At 67.5% G+C, this 24,682-nt stretch carries 27 protein-coding genes and 3 tRNA genes; 15 read left to right on the top strand and 15 right to left on the bottom strand.

Annotation, left to right across the window (positions count from 1 at the left end; genetic code table 11):
* The first annotated feature begins 44 nt into the window (after positions 1–44).
* Positions 45–674, top strand: coding sequence for a TetR/AcrR family transcriptional regulator (locus tag AC3WMR_RS20520; protein ID WP_492264559.1), 630 nt, complete (start codon positions 45–47; stop codon positions 672–674).
* A 73-nt stretch (positions 675–747) separates the two neighbouring features.
* On the opposite strand, the gene AC3WMR_RS20515 is transcribed toward AC3WMR_RS20520, so the two are convergent.
* Complete coding sequence (locus tag AC3WMR_RS20515; protein WP_492264560.1) at positions 748–954, bottom strand: hypothetical protein; 207 nt, start codon at positions 952–954, stop codon at positions 748–750.
* Positions 955–1,177: 223 nt separating this feature from the next.
* On the opposite strand from AC3WMR_RS20515, the gene AC3WMR_RS20510 reads away from it, so the two are divergent.
* Positions 1,178–1,254, top strand: a tRNA-Arg gene (locus AC3WMR_RS20510).
* Between the two features lie 98 nt (positions 1,255–1,352).
* Positions 1,353–1,429, top strand: a tRNA-Arg gene (locus tag AC3WMR_RS20505).
* Between the two features lie 195 nt (positions 1,430–1,624).
* Here AC3WMR_RS20505 and AC3WMR_RS20500 read toward each other — a convergent pair.
* On the bottom strand, positions 1,625–1,837 hold the full coding sequence (locus tag AC3WMR_RS20500; RefSeq protein ID WP_025137973.1) for a DUF3079 domain-containing protein: 213 nt from the start codon (positions 1,835–1,837) through the stop codon (positions 1,625–1,627).
* Positions 1,838–2,002: 165 nt separating this feature from the next.
* On the opposite strand from AC3WMR_RS20500, the gene AC3WMR_RS20495 reads away from it, so the two are divergent.
* Positions 2,003–2,079: transfer RNA gene (locus AC3WMR_RS20495), tRNA-Arg, on the top strand.
* 71 nt (positions 2,080–2,150) lie between these two features.
* On the opposite strand, the gene AC3WMR_RS20490 is transcribed toward AC3WMR_RS20495, so the two are convergent.
* Positions 2,151–2,357, bottom strand: a complete 207-nt coding sequence (locus tag AC3WMR_RS20490; RefSeq protein ID WP_492264561.1) for a hypothetical protein — start codon at positions 2,355–2,357, stop codon at positions 2,151–2,153.
* Between the two features lie 144 nt (positions 2,358–2,501).
* The gene (locus AC3WMR_RS20485) at positions 2,502–3,098 is read right to left on the bottom strand and encodes a short chain dehydrogenase (RefSeq protein WP_492264562.1); all 597 of its coding nucleotides are present in this window, start codon (positions 3,096–3,098) and stop codon (positions 2,502–2,504) included.
* A gap of 132 nt (positions 3,099–3,230) precedes the next feature.
* On the opposite strand from AC3WMR_RS20485, the gene AC3WMR_RS20480 reads away from it, so the two are divergent.
* Positions 3,231–4,145, top strand: coding sequence for a LysR family transcriptional regulator (locus AC3WMR_RS20480; protein WP_492264563.1), 915 nt, complete (start codon positions 3,231–3,233; stop codon positions 4,143–4,145).
* 13 nt (positions 4,146–4,158) lie between these two features.
* Here AC3WMR_RS20480 and AC3WMR_RS20475 read toward each other — a convergent pair whose 3' ends face one another.
* The 3 genes from AC3WMR_RS20475 to AC3WMR_RS20465 form a co-directional block, all read right to left on the bottom strand.
* A complete protein-coding gene (locus AC3WMR_RS20475; RefSeq protein ID WP_025137969.1) occupies positions 4,159–4,407 on the bottom strand; it encodes a hypothetical protein in 249 nt (82 codons plus the stop codon).
* A gap of 103 nt (positions 4,408–4,510) precedes the next feature.
* The gene (locus AC3WMR_RS20470) at positions 4,511–5,113 is read right to left on the bottom strand and encodes a helix-turn-helix domain-containing protein (RefSeq protein WP_492264758.1); all 603 of its coding nucleotides are present in this window, start codon (positions 5,111–5,113) and stop codon (positions 4,511–4,513) included.
* A gap of 172 nt (positions 5,114–5,285) precedes the next feature.
* The gene (locus tag AC3WMR_RS20465; protein ID WP_492264564.1) at positions 5,286–5,753 is read right to left on the bottom strand and encodes a hypothetical protein; all 468 of its coding nucleotides are present in this window, start codon (positions 5,751–5,753) and stop codon (positions 5,286–5,288) included.
* 100 nt (positions 5,754–5,853) lie between these two features.
* On the opposite strand from AC3WMR_RS20465, the gene AC3WMR_RS20460 reads away from it, so the two are divergent.
* A complete protein-coding gene (locus AC3WMR_RS20460) occupies positions 5,854–6,015 on the top strand; it encodes a hypothetical protein (RefSeq protein WP_175192709.1) in 162 nt (53 codons plus the stop codon).
* 20 nt (positions 6,016–6,035) lie between these two features.
* Here AC3WMR_RS20460 and AC3WMR_RS20455 read toward each other — a convergent pair whose 3' ends face one another.
* Positions 6,036–6,812, bottom strand: coding sequence for an SIR2 family NAD-dependent protein deacylase (locus AC3WMR_RS20455; RefSeq protein ID WP_492264565.1), 777 nt, complete (start codon positions 6,810–6,812; stop codon positions 6,036–6,038).
* A 189-nt stretch (positions 6,813–7,001) separates the two neighbouring features.
* On the opposite strand from AC3WMR_RS20455, the gene AC3WMR_RS20450 reads away from it, so the two are divergent.
* Positions 7,002–7,622 (top strand): cysteine dioxygenase family protein, encoded by a 621-nt coding sequence (locus AC3WMR_RS20450; RefSeq protein WP_492264566.1) that lies wholly within the window; start codon positions 7,002–7,004, stop codon positions 7,620–7,622.
* 64 nt (positions 7,623–7,686) lie between these two features.
* A complete protein-coding gene (locus tag AC3WMR_RS20445; RefSeq protein WP_025137963.1) occupies positions 7,687–8,451 on the top strand; it encodes an IclR family transcriptional regulator in 765 nt (254 codons plus the stop codon).
* A 353-nt stretch (positions 8,452–8,804) separates the two neighbouring features.
* Here AC3WMR_RS20445 and AC3WMR_RS20440 read toward each other — a convergent pair whose 3' ends face one another.
* Positions 8,805–9,770 (bottom strand): Bug family tripartite tricarboxylate transporter substrate binding protein, encoded by a 966-nt coding sequence (locus AC3WMR_RS20440; RefSeq protein WP_492264567.1) that lies wholly within the window; start codon positions 9,768–9,770, stop codon positions 8,805–8,807.
* 288 nt (positions 9,771–10,058) lie between these two features.
* Here AC3WMR_RS20440 and AC3WMR_RS20435 point away from each other — a divergent pair, with 288 nt between their 5' ends.
* The 5 genes from AC3WMR_RS20435 to AC3WMR_RS20415 all read left to right on the top strand — a co-directional run bounded on the left by AC3WMR_RS20435 (position 10,059) and on the right by AC3WMR_RS20415 (position 15,120).
* On the top strand, positions 10,059–11,222 hold the full coding sequence (locus AC3WMR_RS20435) for a CaiB/BaiF CoA transferase family protein (protein ID WP_175220701.1): 1,164 nt from the start codon (positions 10,059–10,061) through the stop codon (positions 11,220–11,222).
* Positions 11,219–11,941: an enoyl-CoA hydratase/isomerase family protein gene (locus tag AC3WMR_RS20430; RefSeq protein ID WP_492264568.1), complete on the top strand. Its 723-nt coding sequence runs from the start codon at positions 11,219–11,221 to the stop codon at positions 11,939–11,941. The genes AC3WMR_RS20435 and AC3WMR_RS20430 overlap by 4 nt, the downstream gene beginning before the upstream one ends.
* Before the next feature lie 52 nt (positions 11,942–11,993).
* Positions 11,994–12,824 (top strand): CoA transferase subunit A, encoded by an 831-nt coding sequence (locus AC3WMR_RS20425; RefSeq protein ID WP_175192702.1) that lies wholly within the window; start codon positions 11,994–11,996, stop codon positions 12,822–12,824.
* Complete coding sequence (locus AC3WMR_RS20420) at positions 12,817–13,551, top strand: CoA-transferase subunit beta (RefSeq protein ID WP_492264569.1); 735 nt, start codon at positions 12,817–12,819, stop codon at positions 13,549–13,551. The genes AC3WMR_RS20425 and AC3WMR_RS20420 overlap by 8 nt, the downstream gene beginning before the upstream one ends.
* A 66-nt stretch (positions 13,552–13,617) precedes the next feature.
* Complete coding sequence (locus tag AC3WMR_RS20415; protein ID WP_492264570.1) at positions 13,618–15,120, top strand: class I adenylate-forming enzyme family protein; 1,503 nt, start codon at positions 13,618–13,620, stop codon at positions 15,118–15,120.
* Between the two features lie 13 nt (positions 15,121–15,133).
* On the opposite strand, the gene AC3WMR_RS20410 is transcribed toward AC3WMR_RS20415, so the two are convergent.
* From AC3WMR_RS20410 to AC3WMR_RS20385, 6 genes are all read right to left on the bottom strand, one after another.
* Positions 15,134–16,093, bottom strand: coding sequence for a GntR family transcriptional regulator (locus AC3WMR_RS20410; RefSeq protein ID WP_492264571.1), 960 nt, complete (start codon positions 16,091–16,093; stop codon positions 15,134–15,136).
* Between the two features lie 4 nt (positions 16,094–16,097).
* Positions 16,098–17,150: a 4-hydroxythreonine-4-phosphate dehydrogenase PdxA gene (gene pdxA / locus AC3WMR_RS20405; RefSeq protein WP_492264572.1), complete on the bottom strand. Its 1,053-nt coding sequence runs from the start codon at positions 17,148–17,150 to the stop codon at positions 16,098–16,100.
* A complete protein-coding gene (gene dtnK, locus AC3WMR_RS20400) occupies positions 17,147–18,367 on the bottom strand; it encodes a D-threonate kinase (RefSeq protein ID WP_492264573.1) in 1,221 nt (406 codons plus the stop codon). The genes pdxA and dtnK overlap by 4 nt, the downstream gene beginning before the upstream one ends.
* Positions 18,364–19,392, bottom strand: a complete 1,029-nt coding sequence (locus tag AC3WMR_RS20395; protein WP_492264574.1) for a 2-keto-3-deoxygluconate permease — start codon at positions 19,390–19,392, stop codon at positions 18,364–18,366. Before AC3WMR_RS20395 ends, dtnK begins: the two co-directional genes overlap by 4 nt.
* Positions 19,393–19,544: 152 nt before the next feature.
* The gene (locus AC3WMR_RS20390; protein WP_492264575.1) at positions 19,545–21,398 is read right to left on the bottom strand and encodes an ABC transporter ATP-binding protein; all 1,854 of its coding nucleotides are present in this window, start codon (positions 21,396–21,398) and stop codon (positions 19,545–19,547) included.
* Positions 21,399–21,470: 72 nt separating this feature from the next.
* Positions 21,471–21,992, bottom strand: coding sequence for a MarR family winged helix-turn-helix transcriptional regulator (locus AC3WMR_RS20385; protein WP_175196610.1), 522 nt, complete (start codon positions 21,990–21,992; stop codon positions 21,471–21,473).
* 143 nt (positions 21,993–22,135) lie between these two features.
* Here AC3WMR_RS20385 and AC3WMR_RS20380 point away from each other — a divergent pair, with 143 nt between their 5' ends.
* Both AC3WMR_RS20380 and AC3WMR_RS20375 read left to right on the top strand, forming a co-directional pair.
* On the top strand, positions 22,136–23,098 hold the full coding sequence (locus tag AC3WMR_RS20380; protein WP_492264759.1) for a tripartite tricarboxylate transporter substrate-binding protein: 963 nt from the start codon (positions 22,136–22,138) through the stop codon (positions 23,096–23,098).
* A 12-nt stretch (positions 23,099–23,110) separates the two neighbouring features.
* Positions 23,111–24,679, top strand: a complete 1,569-nt coding sequence (locus AC3WMR_RS20375; RefSeq protein ID WP_492264576.1) for a sulfatase-like hydrolase/transferase — start codon at positions 23,111–23,113, stop codon at positions 24,677–24,679.
* Positions 24,680–24,682 lie beyond the last annotated feature (3 nt).

The following is a 24,682-nucleotide window of genomic DNA, read 5'->3' as shown; positions in this document are numbered from 1 at the left end:
ATTTCCCTTAGACTGGTGGAATTGGTGAAACCCGAGTGAAAGCAATGACCGACAATTCCGCAGCCGAATCGGCACGCAAGGCGGCGCCGTCCCGCACCAAGCCGCCGGAAGTGCGGCTGGAAGAACTGATGGGCGCGGCCGAAGCGCTGTTCCTGGAAAAGGGCGTGGACGCCACCACCATCAGCGAGATCACGGAAGCAGCCGGCGTGGCCAAGGGCACGTTCTACGTCTATTTCCTGTCCAAGCAGGAAATGCTGGACGCGCTGGCGGAGCGTTATGTGGGGCAGTTCGTTCAGGCGCTGGACGAGGCCATTGGCGCCTGCGCCGACGACGATTGGGTGGGGCGGCTGCGCGCCTGGATCCACGCCAACGTGACGACGTATCTGCGCACCTATCGGGTGCACGACATTGTGTTCACGCACACGCATCACCATGCGCGCGAAGGCCACACCGAAAACGCCGTGATCCGGCAACTGATCGGTATCCTGCAGGCCGGCATGCAGGCCGGCGCCTGGAAGCTCGACAACCCCCGCATGACCGCGCTGTTGATCTATGCCGGCGTGCATTGCGCAACGGACGACGCCATCCTGGCCAAGCTGCCGGATGCCACGGATTTCGCGGATGGCATTGCCGATGCGTACTTGCGCATGCTGGGCGTGCCGCTGCGGGGGTGACGAGTCTGACGGGGCGCGCCGCCTGATCTGGCGCCGTTGCCGGTTGGTCGTTCGGATCACCCTGCGTGGGGAGTCAAGGCGGCGCAGACGTCATGTCGATACGGCGCGCCCGCAGCGGGTCGCGCAGCTCATCGGGCGTACCGATGGCCACCAGGCGCCCCTGCCGCAGCACCAACAGCTTGTCGGCGGCCTGCGTCAGGCCCACCTGTTCGAGACTGGCGCCGACCGCCTGGATTTCATGCGCGCCCACGGCCCAGCGATCGCCTTGCTTATGCGCCAATAGCAGCGCTATATTTCATGACTGACCGTCAGTCAATAAAAATGAGACGTGTTGTCGATACCCGATGTGGAGGCTTGGGGGGCGACGCCTCGGGGGCCATGCGGAGGGGGGCTGCGAGCGGTGGGGCAGGGTGCGGACAACGTGGCGCCGTCTGTCGCTGTCATCCGCCCCCGACTTGCACGCTTTGCGAAACAACGCTATGATTCAAGGCTTGCTTTTGCACGCGCCCGTAGCTCAGCTGGATAGAGTACCTGGCTACGAACCAGGGGGTCGTAGGTTCGAATCCTGCCGGGCGCACCATTGAAATCAATACGTTGAATTCAATGAAAAAATAGTGGAAAAGCAGATTGCAGTGCAGCGGTAAAATTATTCTGATATAATTTTGCCTCTTTGCCGGAGCGCCCGTAGCTCAGCTGGATAGAGTACCTGGCTACGAACCAGGGGGTCGTAGGTTCGAATCCTGCCGGGCGCGCCAAAAAACCGCAAAGAAAGCAGCAGTAAAAATGGAAAGGCCTTTGATCTCGCATCGAAGGCCTTTTTGTTTTGCGTGTTGGTTTTGCGCGTTAAGTGCGATCAATGCAGCGTGCGATCAATGCAGCGATGATCTATCCATCCTGCAATGATCAGTCCAGCAACAATCCATCTAGCGATGACCCATCAGGCAGCCCCATCAAGCTGCGCGGGTCTGCGCCACGGTCTCTTCTTCGCTGTCATCCAGGCCCCAGTTTCCGACGGTGTACCAATCGTCGCCCAGCAGTTCGGCGGGATGCATGGTGCGGTCCGAGCCATTGCCACAGGCCAATGCGTCGGTCGCGCAGTAGCGGTCGCAACCCCAGCAGACGCGCTCGGGGTGTTTGGGATGCAATGGAAATTTCTTGGCCATGTCAGTCGCTTCGTGACGGCGTGCGAGCCGTTCAGTCCAGCGTACTGCGGCGTGCCCGCGCGCAATTTGATGTTGCGCAACCCTGCATGCCGACGCCCATCGCAGGATGGGCCCGGCTGATTTGCGGACCCTTCCGGCTTCATGTTATAAACACGCCTCTTTAGCGCGCCCGTAGCTCAGCTGGATAGAGTACCTGGCTACGAACCAGGGGGTCGTAGGTTCGAATCCTGCCGGGCGCGCCACCTTATTTGAACGGCCTGACGGTTTTCCGTCAGGCCGTTTGCTTTGGTGGCGATGTATCTATCGGCAATGCCTATTTCTGGATGTCCTGTCGCTGGCGCTGGTAGGTGTCGTAGGACGTAGACGCCGAGCCCATGCAGCGCTGGCGCTCTTGCATGTCGGGAATCTTGCCGCATTCGTTCTGCTGCCATGCTTGCCCCGTGCCATAGGCTTGCCGTGACGAGCAGGCGGAGGACAGGGCGGCGGCGGCCAGGCACGTCAGGATCAGGGCGTTGCGCATGCGGTTCTCCCGGAAGAGCGAAAAGTGTACATTTTTCTCTTTACACCGCTACCGCGATTTTCGCTTTCAAGGCGTCGTCTGCATTGACCTTGCGCGGCCCCTGGCAGGCATCGATCTCCACCCCGTCACTTCGCGACGTGCGGCTTACCAGACCCGGTACGTCTGGCCCGTCTGGACGCCTTCGACACTGCGGCTGTACGCCAGCGCCACGCGCTTGGCGGGGGCCGCTTCGAAGCCCGGGAAGTAGGGGCCATAGCCTTCCCACGATTCCTGCAGCACCGTCGGGCTGACCGAGTTGATGCGCGCGCCGGCCAGTTCCACGGCGGCGCCGCGCACGAAACCATCGATGGCCGAATTGACTGCCGACGCGTTGGCGCCGAAGCGGATCGGTTCGTCGCTGACGATGCCGCTGGTCAACGTGATCGAGCCGCCCTGGTTCAGGTAGTGCTGGCCGATCAGGGCCAGGTCGACCTGGCCCAGCAACTTGTCGTGCAGGCCGATCTTGAATTGTTCGGCGCTCATTTCCGCCAGCGGGCCGAAGTGCAGGGCGCCGGCGGTGGAGACGATGGCGTCCACTTTACCCACTCGTTCGAACAGGGCGCGGATGCTGTCGCTGCGGGTGATGTCCACCTGGTGTTGGCCCTGGGTCTTGCCTACGGTGATGATCTCGTGGCGCTGGCCGAGTTCTTGAGCGACCGCGCGGCCGATGGTGCCGGTGGCGCCGATAAGGATGATTTTCATGAGGGTTTCCTGATAAGCCGTGAATGGGGCGCGGCGGACGGTCCGCCAGCGCATGAAAGCATTCTGCCGGTTGCATTCCTATGGAAAAATCCAGGAATGGTTGGAACACTTCACACTCAGGGTGCGTAATTCATGGATCGTCTGCTCAGCATGGAGATCTTCGTGGCGGTGGTCGAGCTGGGCAGCCTGACGGCTGCCGCCGCCCGCTACGAGATGTCGCCCGCCATGGCGGCCAAGCACATCAAGGCGCTGGAGGCGCGGCTGGGGCTGCGCCTGATGAACCGCACCACTCGCCGCCAGAGCCTGACCGAGGCGGGCCAGGCCTACTATGCGCGCAGCAAGGCCATCCTGGCCGACATCCGCGATGCGGAGCAGGGCGCCGAAGCGCTGCGCGTCGCGCCGCGCGGCACGCTGCGGATCACGTCGACGGTGTCGTTCGGGTCGGTGGCCCTGGCGCCGGCCGTGGCCGACTACCTGGACCTTTATCCGGACGTCAGCGTCGAACTGGCATTGAGCGACGTCGTCGAGGACATGGTGGCCTCGCGCTACGACCTGGCCGTGCGCATTGGCGAACCCCAAGATTCCGGCCTGGTGGCACGGCGCATCGGCAGCTACCAGATGATCATTTGCGCCGCGCCGGCCTACCTGGCGCGCCATGGCACCCCGGATACGCCCGCCGACCTGGCGCGGCACCAATGCCTGGACTTTTCCTATTGGGGACGCCGCACGGGCTGGCGCCTGGCCGACGGCATGGGGGGCGATGCCGACTATCCGCCGACCAGCCGCTTCATTTCCAATAACGGCCAGGCGCTGCGCCAGGCTGCCCTGGCCGGCTTCGGCATCGTGCTGCAACCGGAAATCCTGTTGGCCGAGGACGTGCGCGCGGGCAGGCTGACGCCGATCCTGCAGCCCCATTGGCCCGCTGCCCGACCGATCACCTTGCTGTACGCAAAAGACAGGCAGGCGCTGCCCAAGCTCACGACGTTCGTGGACTTTGTCGTGGCCCGTTTCACGGGGAAGGCGGGCGCACGCGCCCGGGGCGGATAGGGGCTTGCGGGCATCAGCCGCGTCGTCGGTCGACCGCCGTCAGGCAGGTGCCGTTCTTGATCAGCTGATAGACCTGTCCGCCCAGCCACGAGACCTTCTCGCCTGAACTGGTGCGGCAGACGCAGTGCGTCTTGGGATCGAAGCGGGACGTGCCCAGCGCCGAATAGGCGTCCGGGTCCGACACGAAGCGCTCGATGCGGTAAAGCGTGCCGTCCGGCGCGGTGGCCAGGACGTCGGTCAATCGTCTTGCGGTTCCGAGCATTTGAAATACCTCCGATGCGCGGGCCGTCTTTCACGCGGCGCCAAGGTTGCTCGAACAGTGTCATCAAGCCAGGCAGAAAGGTCACGATGCCCCCGGCCTGGCGTCAATGAACATGTCCTCCTAACGATGAATCATCGAGTTGGTCGGGTGATACGCCCAACGCTTCCGAAATGCGGTCCAGGATGATCTGGCGGGGACGCGGGCGGGGCCTTTCCAATTCGATGTATATGGAGTGATCAACGCCCAGTCGAGCAGCCATGTCAGCGGTGCTGATGTTCAGGTGCTCGCGCCACGCGCGTATCAGGCTCCAATCGTTGCCGGTTTTTAGACTTGCTACAGCGGATGGTACGACGCTTTGCCGCGCAACGGGAGGTTTGTGCACGGCGGCGGGGCGGCAGGCGTCCCGCAGGGTGTTTCGGGCCTTGGCGCTTTTGCGCGCGTCGGCGGGCCGCGGCGCGGCGCCAGGCTCGGCGGTGAAGATCGTGCCGCCGTTGACCTGGCGATAGAGATTCTCGCCGATCCAGGACAGGGCTTCGCCGTTGTCGAGCATGCATTCGCAATCCAGGTGGTAGTTGCTGGGAATGCTCTCGAGTTTGGCGATGGTTTCCGTGGTCGTGGCATGGCGTACCACGCGGTGCAAGACACCGTCGGGCGAGCGCACGAACACGTCGGGAAGTCTCCAGGAAAACGGAATGATGATCTCCAGGGCGGCAAGGATTTTGTGCCACTGTATCGCTCTGCGCGTATGGTGAGACGTGGGGTTTCCCCTGCATCACCACCGCGTCTTCATCGTAGTCCTCTCGTCACCAAACATCTTCACAAATCTTCACGCGGCAACAGGCTGTGCGCAGCCTGTTGCCAGCAAGATTGCGAGTTGTTCAGCAGCGTCCGACCGGGTTTGCCGTGATGTCTTCGCTTGTGATCGACACCTCGCACGGCTTGCCCGCGCCGCGCGTGCGCAGGTTTGCCTGGTGGGCGGCAGGGACCGTATGCGGCCTGCATGCGCTGCTTGCGTGGTGCTTGTGGCGCGAGGCGGGTGAACGGCCCGCGATGTCCCTGCCGCCGCGGCAGGAAACGGAATTCTTCGTGGACTTGTTGCCGGTCGAGCCGACGCGGCGCGGGGCAACCTTGCCCGAGGCGCTGCCGCCACCGCAGGCGGGTGGATCACGGGAGCCGGTCACAGCCGGGCAGCCCGACAGATCGCCGGAACCGGCCAGGCCTTCGACGCCCGCCACGCGACCGGCGCCTTCAACGCCGCCGCGTCCTGCATCGCGCGCCGCCCCGCAAGCGCCGCAAACGGCGCCGAAGACCTCGACATCGCCGACCGCTGCGCCGTCAACGGTCAAGCCTGCCTCGGCGCCCGCCGGCCCACCCCCGCATGATTTCCGCTGGCGCGAGGAAGACGCAGCAAAGCAAGGGGCACCGCGCGCGCGGGGCGAGGCCCGCGTGGACCTGGCGCCCAAGCCGCGGGCCGAGCCGTCGGCGCTGGCCAAGGGCATCGCCCAAAGCGCCAGGCCGCCTTGCCGTGACGCGCATGCCCACCTGGGCTTGCTGGCCTTGCCCTTCCTGCTGGCCGATACCGTGCGCGATGACGGGTGCAAATGGTAGGGCGCGAGGTAGGACGCAACTCAGAACCCGGCCGCCTCCAGCAGCCGCGGCATGACTTCTGCGGCGGCGCCGCGCAGGTTGTAGTGGGCCTGCCCATCGAGTGGCGTCGCGGCAGGATTGACCTGCACCACCGTCGCGCCTGCCCGCAACGCGTGCAGCGGCAATTGCGCGGCGGGGTACACCAGCGCCGACGTGCCGATGCAAAGGAACAGATCGCAGTGTTCGGCGGCCGCTTGCGCGGCCTGCCAGGCATCGGTCGGCAAGCTTTCGCCAAACCACACGACCCCGGGCCGTATCGGCGCGCCGCAATGCGCGCATGCCGGCGGCGCGATGGCACGGCCTTCATGTGCAATGGCGCGCGCGTCTTCCGCAGGAAACGCCGCGGGGCGCGCACAGCGCGAGCAACGCGGCGCATGCAGGCTGCCATGCAGATGCACCACATTGGCGCTGCCCGCACGTTCGTGCAGATTGTCCACGTTCTGCGTGATCAGCGTCAGCGCCGGCACGTGCCCGGCCAACGCCGCGATGGCGCGATGCGCGGCATTGGGTTCGGTGCCATCGACCTGCGCACGACGCCATTCATACCAGCCCCAGACAATGTCGGGTTGCGCGGCAAACGCTTCGGGCGTTGCCAGCGCGCTGGCATCAAAGCGCGACCACAGCCCCGTCAGCGCATCGCGAAATGTCGCGATGCCGCTTTCGGCCGACACGCCGGCGCCCGTGAAGACGACGACGTTCACCGCCCGCGCCAGCGTGTCGGCCAGTGCGGGCGGAATGGAAAGTGGGGCAGGGGTCATCGCAAAACCATCTCAAGTGAACAGCCCGCTACGCTGCACGCGCCGGCAGGGCCCTGTCAAGCCTTGCGCCCTTCCGGCTGGCATCGGGCATTGCCCCCAACGTCCCGAATCATGGATACTGGACAGCCTAATTGGGATTGTTCAACAGCATGGCCCGGACGCGGCCTTGCCCGATCCGGAGACACCAGCATGTCCGAAGCACCCGCCGGCCTGGACCGGTTGCGCCACTTCATTGCCACCGCCACCCGCCTGGCCACGCCCGCCGGATTGGCGCAATCCGCCGAACTCGAAGCCGAATTCGCCGCGCTCGTTCGTCACGACGACTGGCTGCCCGACGCCTGTACCGTGCCGCACCCGCAGTACTACCAGCAATACCTGCTGCATTGCGATCCCCTCGAACGCTTCAGCCTCGTCAGCTTCGTCTGGGGCCCCGGCCAGCAGACGCCCGTGCATGATCACGAAGTCTGGGGCTACGTCGGCATGCTGCGTGGCGCCGAAGTCAACCAGCGCTACACCCGCGCCGCCGACGGCCGCCTGTCCACTCTCGGCGAACCCGACACCCTGCACCCCGGCGACGTCGAACGCCTGTCGCCGCAAGAAGGCGACATCCACCGCGTCTCCAACGCTTTTGCCGACCAGGTCTCCATCAGCGTGCATATGTACGGCGGCAACATCGGCGCCGTCTCGCGCCACGTCTACGACCCCGCCACCGGCGAGGCCAAACCCTTCGTTTCCGGATATTCCGCGGCCAGCATCCCCAACCTGTGGGACCGCTCCGCCGCCGTACGCGCCGCGCTGCCCGTCCAGTAAGACCTGTTCGCGGGCCGGCGCCCGTGCTATGTTCGCGTCCTAAATATTGGGAAATACCAGAACAATGGACAAGACACTGCTCAAGGGGCTGATGGTGCTGGAGGCCGTCACCGACGTAGACAACCCGCCCCGCACCATCGATGCGCTCGCGGCCCGCGTCGGCCTCACACGCAGCAACACCCACCGCACTCTGCAAACCCTCATCCACGCCGGCTATGTCATCAAAGACGAAGACGGCGGCGGCTACCGCGGCGCCGTCCGCCTGTTCGAACTCGCCGCCCGCCAGCTCGGCCAACTCGACATCCGCAAACTCGCCGCGCCCTACATGCGCACCCTGGCCGACCAGACCGGCGAGACGGTGCACCTGTCCGTCCTGGACGGCTTTGACGTCGTCTACGTCGACAAGATCGACAGCCCGCAACCCATCCGCGCCTACTCCATGATCGGCGGCCGCGCCCCCGCCTACGCGGTGGCCACCGGCAAAGCCCTGCTCGCCTACCAGCCCGACGGCTACGTCGAACGCTACGCCGAAAAACTGGCCCGCCACACCCCCGCCACCATCGTCTCCATGCCCCTCCTGAAAGACGAGCTGCACAAAGTCGTCCGCGCCGGCTACGCCGTCAACCGCGGCGAATGGCGCGAAGGCGTGGGCGGCCTGGCCGTCACCCTCTTCAACAGCCTGGACCAACCCGTCGCCGCCATCGGCATCTCCGGCCCCCTGGACCGCCTGAGCGCCGCCCGCATGAAACAACTGGCCCCCGACGTCGCCGCCTGTGCCCAATCCATCTCCCAAGGCATGGGCTACCGCCGAGGCTTCCTGGGCCAGTAAAAAGCGGATCAACGCCAGCCTCAATCCCCACCGCCACACCCGACGCGGTAGTCAATTCGCCAACAGCATTCAACGCTTGACCCTGACCGGGCCGAACAAGCGCAAACCGGCGGCACACCCCCAACGCCAGCGCTTGGCGCCGTCGGCGGGCGTAGGGCGGGGCGTGTAGATGCGCCCGAGGGAATCGGAAGGGAAGGCCGAAGGCCTGTACGACGATGACGACGGGGCAGTCCGGAGCGAAGGCTCCGGACCGCAATCGTAGCCCCGCCCTACGCCCGCCGGCGGCGCCAAGCGCGACTTAAGAACTCCACCCCCCGCGCACCCACACCCCCAAACGCCACAATAAAAAAAAACTACCGCCCCCCCGACAACCTGACTACCTCCCCCCACCGAGCAACTTCCTGCCTCACCACCAAATCCGTATCCGCAGGCGTACTACCCACCGCATCCGCCCCCAGCTTCAACGCCGCCTCCCGCACCGCAGGCAACGCAGCCGCTCGCTGCATCCCCGCCGACAAGCGCTCCACGATCGCCGCGGGCGTCCCCGCCGGCGCCAGCAACGCATAAGCCGTCGCCACCGAATAGTCCTTCACGCCTTGCTCCATCAGCGTGGGCAGATCAGGCAACGCCGTCGCCCGCTTCGCCGTCGTCACCCCCAGCAGCCGGATCTTCCCGCTGGCCACCTGCGGCAGCAACGCCGGCATTGTCTCGAACACCATATCGATCTGCCCCCCCAGCAGATCCGTAATTGCCGGCCCGCTGCCCCGATAAGGCACATGCATCAGCCGCGTTCCCGTCAGCGCCTGGAACAGCTCGCCCGCCATATGCTGCGACGTCCCCGGCCCCGCCGACCCGAACGTCAACGTTCCTGGCTGGCGCTTGGCCAACGCAATCAGCGCCTGCACATTGTTCGCCGCAATCTTGCTGTTCACCGCCAACGCCATCGGCATGCTCGTTGCCATCGACACCCCTACGAATGCCGTGCCGAAGTCATACCCCGGCTTGTCCGGCAGCGCCGCGTGGATCGCATGGCTGCCCAGGGCCCCCATCAGCAGCGTATAGCCATCGGGCGCCGACTTCGCCACGTATTCCGCCCCGATCTCGCCGCCCGCGCCCGCCTTGTTTTCCACCACCACGCTTTGCCCAAGAAAATCGCCCAGCTGCTGCGCATAGATGCGCGCCGCCGCGTCGGTCGCGCCGCCTGGCGGAAACGGCACCACCATGCGTACGGGCTTGTTCGGCCAGGACTGTGCCAGGACAGGTGCTGCGACCGTCAGCGACAGCGTCGCCGCCGCCGCAATGCGCCAAAAACGTTTCATCCGAGTCTCCTTGGTGGGGCAGGGCCGTCACGCGTGGCGCGGATGCGCGATGAAACGCCGCGGTCCTTTTATATATCCTAAATAATAGGATTTGATTTTCAATAAATGGTTTACCAAGAATTCCACACGGTGCTATGCTGGTCAACAATTAAGCACCGTACCTAGGGATTGCTCTAGGAAATGTCGCTTGGTGGCGCCATCACGCCGGGTAGCATGCCAGGCACCCGGGTGCCGCTATATAATTTTTTTCCAATCCTAAATATTGAATTCTTATAACGAGAGGTCGACATGACTCCTAGCTCGGCATTGGCCGGCATTACCGTGCTTGAGATCTGCAACGTGGCGGCGGGGCCGTTCTGCGGCATGCTGCTGGCGGACATGGGCGCCGACGTGATCAAGCTGGAAAATCCCGAAGGCGGCGATACCTTGCGCAGCTGGCCGCCGCTCAGCCAGGGCTACAGCGAGAACTTCGCTTCGCTCAACCGCAACAAGCGGTCCGTCACCCTCAACCTGAAAGACCCCGCCGACCTGGCGCTGGCTCGCGAACTGGCCCTGAGCGTCGACGTGCTCATCGAAAACAACCGCCCCGGTGTCATGGACCGCCTGGGCCTGGGCTACGCCGCGCTGCGCGAAGCCAACCCGCGCCTGGTGTATTGCTCGATCTCGGCCTACGGCCAGTCTGGCCCGCGCGCGCAGGAAGGCGGCTTCGACCTGACCATCCAGGCCATGAGCGGCCTGATGAGCGTCACCGGCGAAGCCGGCGGCGAACCCGTCAAGTGCGGCGTGCCGGTAGCCGATTTCTCGGCCGGCCTGTATGGCGCCTTCGCCATCGCCTCAGCCTTGCGCGCCGCCCAGGCCAGCGGCCAGGGCACCCACATCGACGTGCCGATGCTGGGCGCCACGCTCGGCATCGCCGCCCTGCAAACGTCCGAGTTCTTCGGCAGCGGACGCGATCCGGTCAAGCTGGGCTCGGCCCATCCGCGCAATGCGCCCTACCAGGCGTTTCGCTGCAAGGGCGGCTACTTCGGCATGGCGGCCGGCAACAACGCCTTGTGGAAGGGCGTCTGCGTCACCGTAGGTCGTGAAGACCTGCTGGCCGATCCGCGCTTCACCGACACCAGCGCCCGCGCCCGCAACCAGGATGCCCTGCGCGACATCCTCGAAGCGCTCTTCGCCGCCGACGACGCCCCCACCTGGCTGGCGCGTTTTCGCGCCGCCGGCGTGCCGTGTGCCCCCATCAACACCTATTCCGAAGTGCTGGCCGATCCGCAGGTCGAACACATGGGCTGGGTGCAGCCGGTGGACCTGCCCAATGGCGTGCGTACCCGTACCTTTGGCCTGCCGGTGCGCTTTGACGGCCAGACCACCGCGCTGCGGCGTGCGCCGCCTGCGCTGGGCGAACACAACGACGAAGTGCTGGGCGCGCTGCGCAAGAAAGGGGTGGCGGCATGAGCGCGGCGCTGCGCATCGAGGCCCGCGGCGCGGTGCACGTGCTGACGCTGGCCCGCCCTGAAAAAATGAATGCCCTGTCGGCAGATCTGGTCGAGGCGCTGATAGCGGCCGTGGATGATGCCGCCGCGCAAGGCGCCCAGGTGATCGTGCTGCGCGGCGAAGGCCGCAACTTTAGCGCCGGCTTTGATTTCGGCGACTGGGAAAGCCAGAGCGAAGGCGACCTGCTGCTGCGCTTCGTGCGGATCGAAACCTTGCTGCAGCGCGTGGCCGCCTCGCCTTGCCTGACGGTGGGCCTGGCGCACGGGCGCAACTTCGGCGCGGGCGTGGACCTGTTCGGCGCCTGCAAATGGCGCGTCAGCGCACCCGACGCCAGCTTTCGCATGCCGGGCCTGAAATTCGGGCTGGTGCTGGGCACGCGCCGCTTTGGCGCGCTGGTCGGCGCCGAACGCGCCCGCGCGATCCTGGAGCAGGCCAGCACGTTCAGCGCCGACGAAGCGCTGCGCGATGGCTTCGCCAGCCGCCTGGCGGCCCAGGACGAATGGCCCGAGGTCGAGCGCGAGGCCGAAGACACGGCCAAGGCGCTTACCGCTGCCAGCCGCACGCAACTTTACGCTGCGCTATCGGCCGAGCAGCCCGATACCGACCTGGCCCGGTTGGTGCGGTCCGCGGCCGAGCCGGGCCTGAAGGCGCGAGTCGCGGCCTACCTGCAGGCGCGTTAGCGAGCCAGCAAGCAAGCCCCCGGCGCCACCATAAAAAATTCGAGGAGACAGCATGGGTTCGGGATTCAACCAGAAAGACAAGCAGCGCACGCTGGCGGAGCTGGCGGCGCTGGTGCCGGACGGGGCGTCCATTGCCCTGGGCGGCAGCTTCCTGCACCGCGGCCCGTTCGCGTTCGTGCGTGAACTGATCCGCCAGGGGCGGCGCGACCTGGAACTGGTCAAGCAGTCGCCCGGGTACGACGTGGACATCCTGTGCCGCGCCGGGGCCCTGAAGAAAGTGCGGGCGGGCATCGTGGCCATGGAAGGCAATTTCGGCCTGGCGCCCTGGTATCGCAAGGCGATCGAACAGGGCGAGGTCGAACTCGAAGAGCACGCCTGCGCCAGCCTGACCGCGGGGTTGCGGGCGGCGGCCTTTGGCGTGCCGTTCCAGCCTTGCGGCGGCCTGCACGGCAGCGACCTGCCGCAGCTAAATGGGTGGCACTGCCTGGACGACCCCTACGGCAGCGGCCAGAAGACCTGGGTGGTGCCGGCGGTGCGGCCGGACTTCGCGGTGATCCAGGCGTCCGAAGTGGATGCGCTGGGCAACGTGCGCGTGCATGGCACCGCGCACTGGGATCGCATCATGTCGCGCGCCGCGGGCAGCGTGCTGGTGGTGGCCGAAAAGCTCGTCGACAGCGCCGTGTTCGAGGCGCAGCCCGAGGCCACGCTGGTGCCGTACTTCATGGTGCAGGCGTTTACGGTGCTGCCGCGTTCGGCGTGGCCGGGCTCTTGTTGGCCGGACTACGCCATCGATTATCCGGCAGTGCAAGCCTACATGGACAAGCAGGGCGACCTGGCGGCCCACCTGGCCGCGGCGCCCGAAGCGGGAGCGGCGCATGGCTGAGCAATGGTCTGGTTTTTCGTATGTGGTGACGAACCTGGCGCGTTTCATCCGCCCCGACGAGATCACCTTCAGCGGCGTCAATTCCACGATGCCGATGCTGGCCTGCCTGCTGGCAAAGCGCGCCTACGACTGGGACTTCGTCTACATCAACGTCGCCGGCGGCGTGAACCCGCGGCCGTCGCACATTCCGCTATCCAGCTCCGATCCGGTGCTGGCGGAACATACCGCATCGATCTTCGCCAATGAAGATTTCTACGACCTGTGCACGCGCGGCCGTATGGACCTGACGTTTCTGGGCGCGGCGCAGATCGATGGCGCGGGCTGCGCCAACAATTCCTGCATCGGCGACTGGCATGCGCCCAAGGTGCGTCTGCCCGGCGGGGGCGGCGGCGCAGTGATGCTGCCGACCGCGAGGCGGGCCTGCACCTGGCGCACCGAGCATTCGCGTCGCGCCTTTGTCGAAAAGCTGGACTTCATGACGTCGTGGGGCGGTTTCCATGGCGTGGTGACGCCGATTGCGGTGTTCGTCAAACGCGACGGCCGGCTGGCGTTGCAGTCGTGGCATCCCGAATCCAGCCTGTCGGAAGTGCGGGAACGCACCGGGTTCGTGTTCGACGCGACCGGCGCCGGGCCCACGCCGCTACCGACCGAGGCCGAGGCTCGCGCGTTGCGTGAGCTGGATGCCGATGGCCAATTCGAACGCGATGCGGCGGTGACGCTGCGCTGAAGCGGGGCGCCCGTCGCCCGGCGTCGCGGCTTGCGGCGGCGCCAGGCCTCACTGAAAGGAACGTTGATGCTGAGCGATACCGACACCACCGTGACGGCAGCCGGCGCGCGCCTGTGGGCGCAGCCTGACTGGGCAACGCGCCCCGCCATCCTGGCGGCCGACGATGTGCTGACCTACGGCGAACTGCACCGGCGGGTCGGCGTGGCTGCCGCGGCCTTGCACGCGGCGGGCGTGCAGCCTGGCGACTATGTCGCCGTGGCGATGGAACGGTCGCCCGCCCAACTGGTGGCGATACTCGGCGTGATGGCGGCAGGGGCTTGTCCCTGCCCGCTGGAGCCGCGCCTGGCGCACGCAGAAACCGCGCGGCGCGTGGCGGCGGTGGGGCTGACGTGGATGCTGTTCGATGACGACCATGCCGCGACCGCACACGCTTGCGGCCTGGCGCCAGCGCGGTGCTTGCCGGCGCGGGAACTGGCGCGTGGCGATTCCGCCTGGCCGCGCCTGCCGCGCGGTACGCGCGACCCGGGCCTGTTGCTGTTCACCTCGGGCAGCACCGGCCATCCCAAGGGCGTGCTGCTCAGCCACGGCGGCTTGATGAACAACGCGCGCGGCGTGCTGGCGCATACGGGGCTGACGCCAGCCGACCGTTTGCTGCACGTGATGCCGCTGCACCATACCAACGCGCTGAACAACCAGGTGTTCGCGCCCTTGCTGGCCGGGGCCTGCGTGGTCCTGGCGGGGCGCTTTCGGGCCGAGGACATGCCGGCCTTGCTGCGCACGTGGCGGCCCACGATCATCACGGGCGTGCCCACCATGTATGCCCGCATGCTGGACCTGGCGTTCGAACCGGACAGCCTGGCCGGATTGCGTTTCGCGCGTTGCGGCTCGGCGCCGATTACCGAGGCGCTGCACCGGCGCATCGAGGCGTTCCTGGGGTGTCCGCTGATCGTGTCGTACGGGTTGTCGGAAGCCACCTGCACGTCCACCATGAATCCGCCGGATGCGCGCCGCGTGGGGACGGTGGGCACCGTGCTGGCGGGCCAGCGCGTGACGCTGCGCCTGCCGGATGGGCGCGAGGCGCCGGCCGGGGGCGAAGGGGAGATCTGCATCGAAGGCGACAGCCTGATGCTGGGCTACCTGGGCCTGGAAGCCGGGCCGGCCGGGTTGGCGTCCGCGCGGCTGGCAACGGGTGACCTGGGCCGGTTCGATGCCGAGGGCTATCTCACCATCACCGGCCGCATCAAGGATGTGATCATCCGGGGCGGCGAGAATATCTCGCCCGCGCTGATCGAAGGCGTGGTGACGGCGATGCCCGGCGTGGCCGCTTGCTGCGTGGTCGGCGCGCCGGACGAGGACCTGGGCGAGGTGCCGGTGGCCTTCGTGCAGCGGGCGGTGGCCGTGGACGCACCGCAAGACGCCGCCGTGCGCGCCGAGGTGCTGGCGCGGTTGGGCCGCATCTACGTACCCAAGGACGTGTGGTGGGTGGACCGGCTGCCCGAGAATGCGGTGGGCAAGGTGGATCGCAAGGCGCTGGCCCGGCAGGTGGCGGGGCAGGTCGGGCGCGTCTGAACGGCGGATCTTGTCAGCGCGGCGAGGAGTCGGCGCGCAGTCGCGCCAGTTCGGCGGAAAGCTCGGCCACCAGGGCTTCGGCGCGGGCCAGCGGGTCGGGCGTTGCACCAGGCGTCGGCGGGGTGGCTGACCCCGCACGGGCGGCCCCCGCATGGGCGCCCCCTGCATGGAGGGACCCGATAGGGTCGGACCCTTCCTGCAACCGCGGTTGTACGCTTTCGTGGGCCACGCTCACGTCCACGTCGAACACCAGCTTTTCGGCCCGATGCCAGGTGGTGAACCATTCCAGCGGCTGGCCGTGCTGGTCCATGCCCTGGCCTTCCAGCATGAGCAGCGGCGTGCCGGACTGGGTGTCCAGCAGCTTGGCCAAGGTCGCGTCGGCGGCGACGGCGCGGATCTGGTTGCGGCCCGCGCCGGGGCGCAGGCCGAAGCGCTGGGTCAGCACACCATGCAGCGAGGCATCGGCCAGGTCTTGTCCGCGCAGGCCAGGCACGGCGGCGGCGGGCAGCCAGGTGCGCACATAGGCCAGTGGCGCCTCGGCCACGTGGCGCAGCCGTTCCAGCAGCAGCAGGTCGGCCGTGCCGAAGAAATCGGCCACGGCCTTGGGCGGCTCACCCGCGCCGAACGCCAGCACGCGGGTCTTGAGCGCCACGCCGGACTGGGCGAATTGCTCGTACAGGCCGGTGGACCGCTGCACCAGCCGGCGATGTTCCTGCGGCGCCGCCACCACGGCGGGGCGGCCGGCTTCGCGCTGGATCAGGCCTTCGGCCGCCAGCGCCGACAAGGCCTGCCGCACCACGCTGCGCGCCACGCCAAAACGCTCGCACAACGCGGCCTCGCTGGGTAGCAGGGCGCCGGCGTCGAGCTTGCGGGTGCGGATGTCGCCGCGCAGCAGCGCGGCCATCTGGGCATGCAGCGGCACGTCGCCCGAGCGGTCGAGCGTGGGCAAATCGTCAGCGGTGGCGGGCGCCATGGAATCAACCTCCTGTTTGAGCCCGCGCAGTTTCCCATACATGCGTCCAGCCCGGGGCCAGATGCGCGGCGCGCTCGGCGGCCAGGATCAGACTGTCTTCGCGGGCAATGCCCTGGCCCGCGATGTCGAACGCGGTGCCGTGGTCCACGGACACTCGCACCACCGGCAGGCCGACGGTGATGTTAACGCCGTCATCGCCATACACGGCCTTGAAGGGCGCATGGCCCTGGTCGTGGTAACAGGCGATCACGAACTGCCATTTGCCGCGCACGGCCTGCGGGAACAGGGCGTCGGCCGGAATCGGGCCGGCGGCCAGGATGCCGGCGGCGTTGGCTTCGGCCACGGCGGGGGCCAGGATGTCGGCGTCTTCGCTGCCGAAGATGCCGTTTTCACCGGCGTGCGGGTTCAGGCCGGAGACGGCCACGGGCTTGTCGCCGCGCCCCAGGGCCTTGGCGAACGAACCGGCCAGGCGCAGCACCGCGCGCATGCGGGCCGGCGTCAGGTCGTCGATGGCCTGGCGCAGCGACACGTGGGTGGTGGCGTGGAAAATGTAGAGGTCGCCGGCCGACAGCACCAGCGAGAAGGTCTTGACGCCGAATTCATGGGCCAGCAACTCGGTGTGGCCAGGCCACTTGTGGCCGGCGGCGTGCATGGCGGCCTTGTTCAGCGGCGCGGTGACGATGCCGTCGACCTCGCCGGCCCGTGCCAGCGCGCAGGCGGTGGTGACAAAGCGCACCGAACCGTCGCCGGCCGCGGCGCTGATCTCGCCCAGCTTCACGTCGGCCAGCGACGGGCCGGCTTGCAGCACTTCGATCGTGCCCGGCGTGTTGGTGGCGTCCGCGGGGCGTTCCACGCGGCGTACGATGGCGGGGTCACCGCCCAGGCGGCGCACGGCGTTGGCCATCACGTCCACGTCGCCGACCACCACCAGGCGCGCCTTCTGGCGCAGCGCGTCATGGCCCATCAGCATCTTGGCCGTGATCTCGGGCCCGATGCCCGCCACGTCGCCCAGGGTCACGGCCAGCAGCGGCGGATTGCGGGGAGGGGTTTGTGTCATCGCGAAAATCTCCTGTCGCGGATCGCGCGGACGGCGCGAACCAGTACGTCTTCGGTGCCAAAGCCGCCGGCCTTGGTCACCACGGGCAGGCCTGCGGCCGTGCCCCCGGTCAGCGTGCCCAGGGGCACGCCGCCCATCACTTCATCCACCAGGGCGATGCCGCTGGCGCCCAGCGCCAGCAACACCTGGCGCGCGCCGTCGCCGCCGGTGGCAACCACGCCCGCGGCGCGCGAGGCGCCGATGGCCTGGGCGGCCAGCGCGCCCAGGCGCTCGGCCACGGTTTCGGAATCGAGCCCGTCGCGCTGGCCTTCAGGGGCCAGCAGCAACAGGGTGCCGGCCTGGCGCGCGCCGTCCTGGGCGTGGGCGTCCAGCAGCGGTTGGCTCCAGGCCTGCCAGGCGGCGTCGTCGGCAAGCGCCGCCAAGCCAGGCGCCCAGGTGTGTGCACCGGCCGCCTGCAACGCGGCCGCCTGGGCGCGCGCGGCGCTGTGTTGCGAGGTCACCACCACGACCACCGCGGCGCTCTGGTCGGCGCCGGCCCAGACGCGGGCCAGCGGCACGGCCAGGCCGCCCGCGCCCACGGGCAGCGCGCGGTCGCCCAGCAAAGCAATGGCGCGGGCCAGGCGTTCCAGGTCAGCGTCGTCGCGAGCATCCACCACCACGGTGTGGCCGGCCTGTTCGATGCGGGCGGCCAACGATTCGGGCGTTTCATCGCCTTTTGCCGCGACGTGGGCGCAACCCAGCAGCGTGGGCACATGGCTTTCGGTGACGGGGGTGACCGGGTCGGTGGCGGCAGACGTTTCGGTGACCGGCTTGCCGTTGACCTTGAGCACGCCGTCTTCCAGCGTGCGGCCGGTGGCGGGAAACGCCGGGCAGATCACCGCGATGGCGTCGTCGCGCCAGGCGCCGCGGGCCGCGTCGATCTCGGCCTTGAATGCGCCGCGCAGCGTGGAATCCACTTTCTTGTACAGCCGCGTCACGCCCGCGGCGCGCAGCCGCTGGACGTCGTGGCGGATCACGTCGCCGGCTTGGGTGGCGGGCAGGGCGCGGCTGTGCGTGGTGACGGCCAGCACCTCGACATCATCCGAGGCCGGCCCGGCCAGGGCCGCGTCGGCGCCGTCGATCGACAGGTGCGTGTTCCAGCCGGCGCGCACGAACTGCACGGCGGTATCGCCCGAACCGGTCAGGTCGTCGGCGACGATGGCGATCGTGGGTTTCACAAAGCCTCTCCGCGCGCTTCGCGCAAGCCCGGGGCCGGCGCGGCGGCGCCTTCATCTTCGGACTTGAGTTCACCGGCGCGCTTCAGGAAGTACGAAGCGAGGATCGGCGCCAGGATCGAACTGATCAGCACGCAGGCGGCGACCTGCGCGGTGGCGGTCGACACGTACTGCTGGAAGTTGGGGTCCGCCGCCGCGACCACGGCGGGCGTGGCGATGGCGTTTCCGGCGGTGGTGCCGGCCGCGAAACCCAGGCCGCTTTTGCCGCCGCGGCGCAGGATCAGGCGATAGCCCAGGTAGACCAGGCCGCCGGTGATGGGGCTGATGATCAGGCCCAGGATCAGGCCGCTGATGCCGCCGCTGACCACGGCGCCCAGGTTGATGCCGGTACCCAGCGCGAAGGCGAAGAACGGGATCACGATGTTGGGCACGGGCTTGAGCACGTCGCGCCACTTGGGGTCCAGGTTGCCGACCACCACGCCCAGCAGGAAGGGCACCAGCGCCGCCACCAGGGCGATCATCGGAATGTCGGCCAGGCCCGAGGCACCCAGGAACAGCAGGCTGAAGAAGGGGCCGTCATTGACCGCGCTGGCCACATAGGCGCCGCGATCGCGGGCATCGCCGTACTGGCCCGTGTAGGCCAGCCACAAGCCGCCGTTGCTGTTGTCGAACGCGGCCAGCATTGCCAGGATGGACACGCCCAGTACACCGTCCAGGCCCACGTAGCTGCCCAGGATGATGATGAGGGTGGCGGGCACCAGCGTCTTCATCAGCAGGATGGTGCCGGCGGTGGCCAGGATCGGGCCGCCGGTGCGGGTGTTGACCTGGGTGCCGGTGGCGAAGATCAACAGGGCGATCAGGGGCAGGGCGCTGTTCTTGAACAGCGCGGTGGTGAAGCCGCCGATGGCCAGCGCGTCGGGCGCGAAGGTGCCGATCAGCGAGCCCAGGATCAGCGGCACCAGCATCAGGCCGCCGGGGATTTTCTGCATCGTGCCAAAGAAAGGCGAGCGGGTGGATTCGGTCGTCACAATCGGAGTCTCCAGGAGGGATATTCTGGGGCGCAGACGTTCGTACGCGCGTCTGTCGGGGTTGAAAACCGACAGTGTACACCTGTACGTACATGCTGTACGTACAGGTTATCCCCAAGGCCTCGGCCCTGCGCGGCCCTGGCCGGGCAGGTTCAATCCAGCCCCACGAAGCCGCCTGTCTGGTGGCTCCAGAGCCGTGCGTACAGCCCGCCCTCGGCGACCAGGCCGGCGTGGGTGCCGGATTCGACGATCTTGCCGTGGTCCAGCACCACCAGCCGGTCCATGCGGGCAATGGTGGACAGGCGGTGCGCGATGGCGATGACGGTCTTGCCCCGCATCAGCGTTTCCAGGCTTTCCTGGATGGCGGCTTCGACCTCGGAATCCAGCGCCGAGGTGGCCTCGTCCAGGATCAGGATGGGCGCATCCTTGAGCAGCACGCGGGCAATGGCGATGCGCTGGCGCTGGCCGCCCGACAGCTTCACGCCCCGTTCGCCGACGTGCGCGTCCAGGCCGCGGCGGCCATCGCCGTCGACCAGGGCGCCAATGAATTCGTCGGCGCGGGCGCGGCGGATGGCGTCCCGCAACTGGGCTTCGGTGGCGTCGGGCCGGCCATACAGCAGGTTGTCGCGGATGGATCGGTGCAGCAATGAGGTGTCCTGCGTGACCACGCCGATCTGCGAGCGCAGGCTGGCCTGGGTGACGCGGGCGATGTCCTGGCCGTCGATCAGGATGCGGCCGCCTTCCAGGTCATACAGGCGCAGCAGCACGTTGACCAGGGTGGACTTGCCGGCGCCGGACGGACCGATCAGGCCGATCTTCTCGCCCGCGCGCACCGTCAGGTCTAGATGCGAAATGATCTCGCGGCCGCTGCCGTAGTGGAACGACATGTCGTCAAAGCGCACCTCACCCTGCGTGATGCGCAGCGGCTGTGCATCGGGCGCGTCCAGCACCTGGCGCGGCTGCGAGATGGTGGCCAGGCCGTCCTGCACCATGCCGACGTTTTCGGAAATGCCGTTGACCTCCCACATGATCCAGGCCGACATGTTGTTGATGCGGATCACCAGGCCCAGGGCCAGCGTGATGGCGCCCAGGCTGATGCTGCCTATGCTCCAGAGCCACAGCGCCAGCCCGGCGGTGCTGACGATCAGTACGCCGTTGAGCGTATTGATGGACACGTCCATCGCCGTGATGACGCGGGTCGACAGGCGCTGCTTTTCCGTCTGCTCGGTCATGGCCTGGCGAGCGTAGTCCTCTTCCTGGCGAGTATGCGCGAACAGCTTGAGGGTGGAAATATTGGTGTAGCCATCGACGATGCGGCCCATCAGCTTGGAACGGGCTTCCGAGGCGATCACCGCGCGCGCCTGCATGCGCGGCACGAAGTAGGCCAGCATGCAGCAGTAGATGGCGATCCACAGCACCAGCGGAACCACCAGGCGCCAGTCGGCCTCGGCGAACAGGTACAGCGCGCTGGCCGCGTACAGGATCACGTGCCACAGGGCGTCCACCGACTGCACGGCGGAATCGCGCAGCGAATAGCCGGTTTGCAGCACCCGGTTGGCGACGCGGCCGGCGAAGTCGTTGTGAAAGAAGGCCAGGCCCTGGTTCAGCACGTAGCGGTGGTTCTGCCAGCGCACCAGCGTGGTCAGGCTGGGCGAGATCGTCTGGTGCGACAGCAGGTCGTGCAGTCCGATGGACAGGGGCCGCAGCACCATCACCACGAAGGCCATCCACGCCAGCGTGTAGGCATGTTCGCGGAAGAAGTCGGCCGGCGCCGTGTGCTGCGCCATGTCCACCAGGTCGGCCAGGAAGCTGAACAGCGCCACTTCCACCAGGGCGCCGCCCAGGCCCACCAGCAGCAGTACGGCAAAGATCGGCCAGACCTGCAGCAGGTAATAGGCATAGAACCGCAGCACCCGCCCCGGGGGCGTGACGTCGGGCGCGTCGCGGAAAGGGTCGACCAGGTTCTCGAAATAGCGGAAAACGGGATTCGGTTTGTCGCCGGGCATGGCAGGTCCGTAAGAGACAGGCCGGCCAAGCGTATCAAGGAAACCCCTAAAAAATAAAGGCGCCCCGCGCCGTCAGGTGTATTGCGCGCGCCGCGTTCCGCCTTCGCGCCGGCTGGCCTTCTCGGCCACGATGTTGTCTTGCGCCATGCGGCGGCCGCGCTGCTCGATGCGGGCGAGCAGGTCGCGCAATTGCGCGACTTCGGCGGCGTCCAGGTCCTGCACCAGCAGGTCGTTCAAATGCAGCACCTCGGGCAGCAGGGCGCGGTAGCGGTTCAGGCCGTGTTCGGTGGCCTCGATGCGCACCACGCGGCGGTCGGCGCTGTCGGGCAGCCGCCGCAGCCAGCCTTTTTCGCACAGCGCACCCAGCGTGCGCGAGGTGCGCGCCAGGTCCAGCTTGGCGGCGGCCGCCAGCTCAGCCGACGTCATGATGCCGCCTTCCACCGCACAGGCCAACAGGCGCCATTCGCGCCGGGTGATGCCGAAGCGGCCCTCGCACAGGCGCACGAAAACAGGGTTCGATTGCGACCAGGCCTGGTAGAGCCGGTACATCAGCATCTCGGCCAGTGGGTGTTCGACGGGTTCTCGAGGGGTCATATCGTTATGCCAGGTACTGGATTAGATCAAGCAATCGTCACGGCGCTACAGTCGTCTCGCCTGTCTACGGGCCGGCTGACACTACAAGAACCATAACCGACAGCGGGGCCGCTGTCGTCAAGGAGATTACCGTGCGTAAATGGATATCCGGCGCCGCGTTCGCGGCGTTTGCGGCGGTTGCCGCCGCTCCGGCCTGTGCCCAGTCCGCGCCGCTGGACGGCGCCCTGACCATCGTGGTGGGCTACCCGCCCGGCGGCAGTTCCGACCGCATCGCGCGGCTGGTGGCCGACCGCCTGAAAGACCGCCTGGGCGTGACGGTGGTGGTGGAAAACAAGACCGGCGCCGGCGGGCGCATCGCGGCCCAGGGGCTGCATGCCCTGGCAGCCCGCCAGAATGTGCTGATGCTGGCCAATCCCGCGGTGATGGTGGTGGCGCCGCTGGTCTACGCCGAACCCGGCTACGACGCGCGCCGTGATTTCAAGCCCGTGTCGCTGGTCAGCCGCTACAAGTTCGCGCTGGCGGTGCCGGCCAGCTCGTCCATCCGCGACGTGGCGGGATTGCGCCAGTGGCTGCAGGAACATCCGCGCCAGTTCACGGTGGGCGTGCCGGCCACCGGCAGCCTGCCGCATTTCTTTGCACTGATGCTGGGCCGCGAGATCGGGCAAGAGCCCGAGGTGGTCGGCTACCGGGGCTCCGCGCCGCTGATTTCCGAGTTGATCGGCGGCATCCTGCCGCAGGCGGTCGACACGCTGGATACGCTGCTGCCGCAGCATCGCGCCGGCAAGATCCGCATCCTGGCGACCTCGGGCGACGCGCGCGACGCCGACCTGGCCGACGTGCCGACCTTTCGTGAAGCGGGGGTGAACCTGGCGGCCGACGGCTGGAATGCGTTCTTCGCGTCGTCGTCAATGGCGCCGGCCAAGGCCGAGCGCCTGGGCGTGGATATCGCCGCGCTGATGCGCGAACCGGCCATGCAGCAAGCGGTGCGCGAGTCGTACCTGGAACCCGTGTCCGCCGATGTCGCCGCCACCACGGGCGAACTGGACGCCTACCGCAAGCAATGGGAGCCGGTGGTGCGGGCTTCCGGCTTCACGGCCACCCAATAGGAGCGGACCCCGATGAGCACGGTGCAGAATGTGTTGTTCATCATGGCCGACCAGCTGCGGGCAGACCACCTGAGCTGTTATGGCCATCCCTACCTGCAAACCCCCAGCCTGGATGCGCTGGCGGCGCGCGGCGCGCGCTTTGATCGGGCATTCGTCAATTCCGGCGTGTGCGGGCCGTCGCGGATGAGTTACTACACGGGCCGCTACCCGTCGCGCCATGGCGCCACCTGGAACCGGGTGCCGCTGTCCATCAACGAGATCACGCTGGGCGAGTACCTGAACGGCCAGGGGCGTGACCTGGTGCTGGCGGGCAAGACTCACGTCATTGCCGACCGGGCCGGCATGGAGCGCCTGTCCATCGACGGCGGTTCGGAACTGGGCGCGCTGCTGTCGCGCGGCGGCTTCATCGAAGCGGACCGCTACGACGGCCATCACGAACCTGGCAAGGAAAGCGGCTACCCCGCCTTCCTGCGTGGCCTGGGCTACGACAGCCCCGACCCCTGGACGGACTACGTCATCGCCGGGGTCGACGCCCAGGGCCGCGTGGCCAGCGGCTGGAACATGCGCAACGTGCATCTGCCGGCGCGTGTGGCCGAGCCGCATTCCGAAACGGCCTACATGACCGACCAGGCGCTGGATTTCATGAAGGGCCGTGGCGACCGGCCCTGGGTGCTGCATCTGAGCTACGTGAAGCCGCATTGGCCCTACATGGCGCCGGCGCCTTACCATGCGCGCTACACGGCGGACCAATGCCTGCCGGTACGCCGCAACCGTGAGGAACGGGTCAACGCGCATCCCGTGGTGGCGGCCTATCGCCAGCACGAGGAAAGCGTCAGTTTTTCGACCGACGAGTGCGTGCGGGTGGTGCGGCCCGCCTACCAGGGCTTGATCCGCCAGCTGGACGATCACCTGGGCCGGCTGTTCGACTACATGGAAGGCGCCGGGTTGATGCAGAACACGCTGATCGTGTTCACGGCCGACCACGGCGATTTCCTGGGCGACCATTGGCTGGGCGAAAAGGAACTGTTCTACGACACCGTGCAGCGGGTGCCGTTCATCGTGATGGACCCGTCGGCCGCGGCCGATGCCACCCGCGGCCAGGCGCTGGCCGACATGGTGGAAAGCGTGGACCTGGTGCCGACGGTGCTGCGCGCGCTGGACGTGGAACGGCCCTGGCACCGCCTGGAAGGGCGCGAATTGCAGTCCGTGCTGCACGGCCGTGCGGCCGACGAGCCGTGGCGCGACTGCGTGTTCTCGGAACTGGACTACAGCTTTCGCCAGGCACGGCTGCTGCGCGGCAAGACGCCGCAGAACGCGCGCGCCTGGTCCGTGCGCACGGACCGCTGGCGCTACGTGCATTGGCTGGACGAGCCGGAGCAACTGTACGACCTGCACGCGGACCCCGATGAGTTCCAGGACCTGGGCACCAGCAGCGCCCACGCCGCCGTGCGCGCGCAATTGCGCCAGCGCCTGCTGGACTGGATGCTGCGCGGCAAGCGCCGCACCACGATGGCCGACGACGCGGTCGAACGCGGCACCAACGCGCACAAGCGCGCCGGAGTGTTCTTCGGGCAGTGGTGACAG

This window comes from Achromobacter sp. FW305-C-28 (assembly GCF_058783235.1).
The sequence above is the reverse complement of the archived record's forward strand: the minus strand, read 5'-3'. Positions and strand labels throughout refer to the sequence as shown.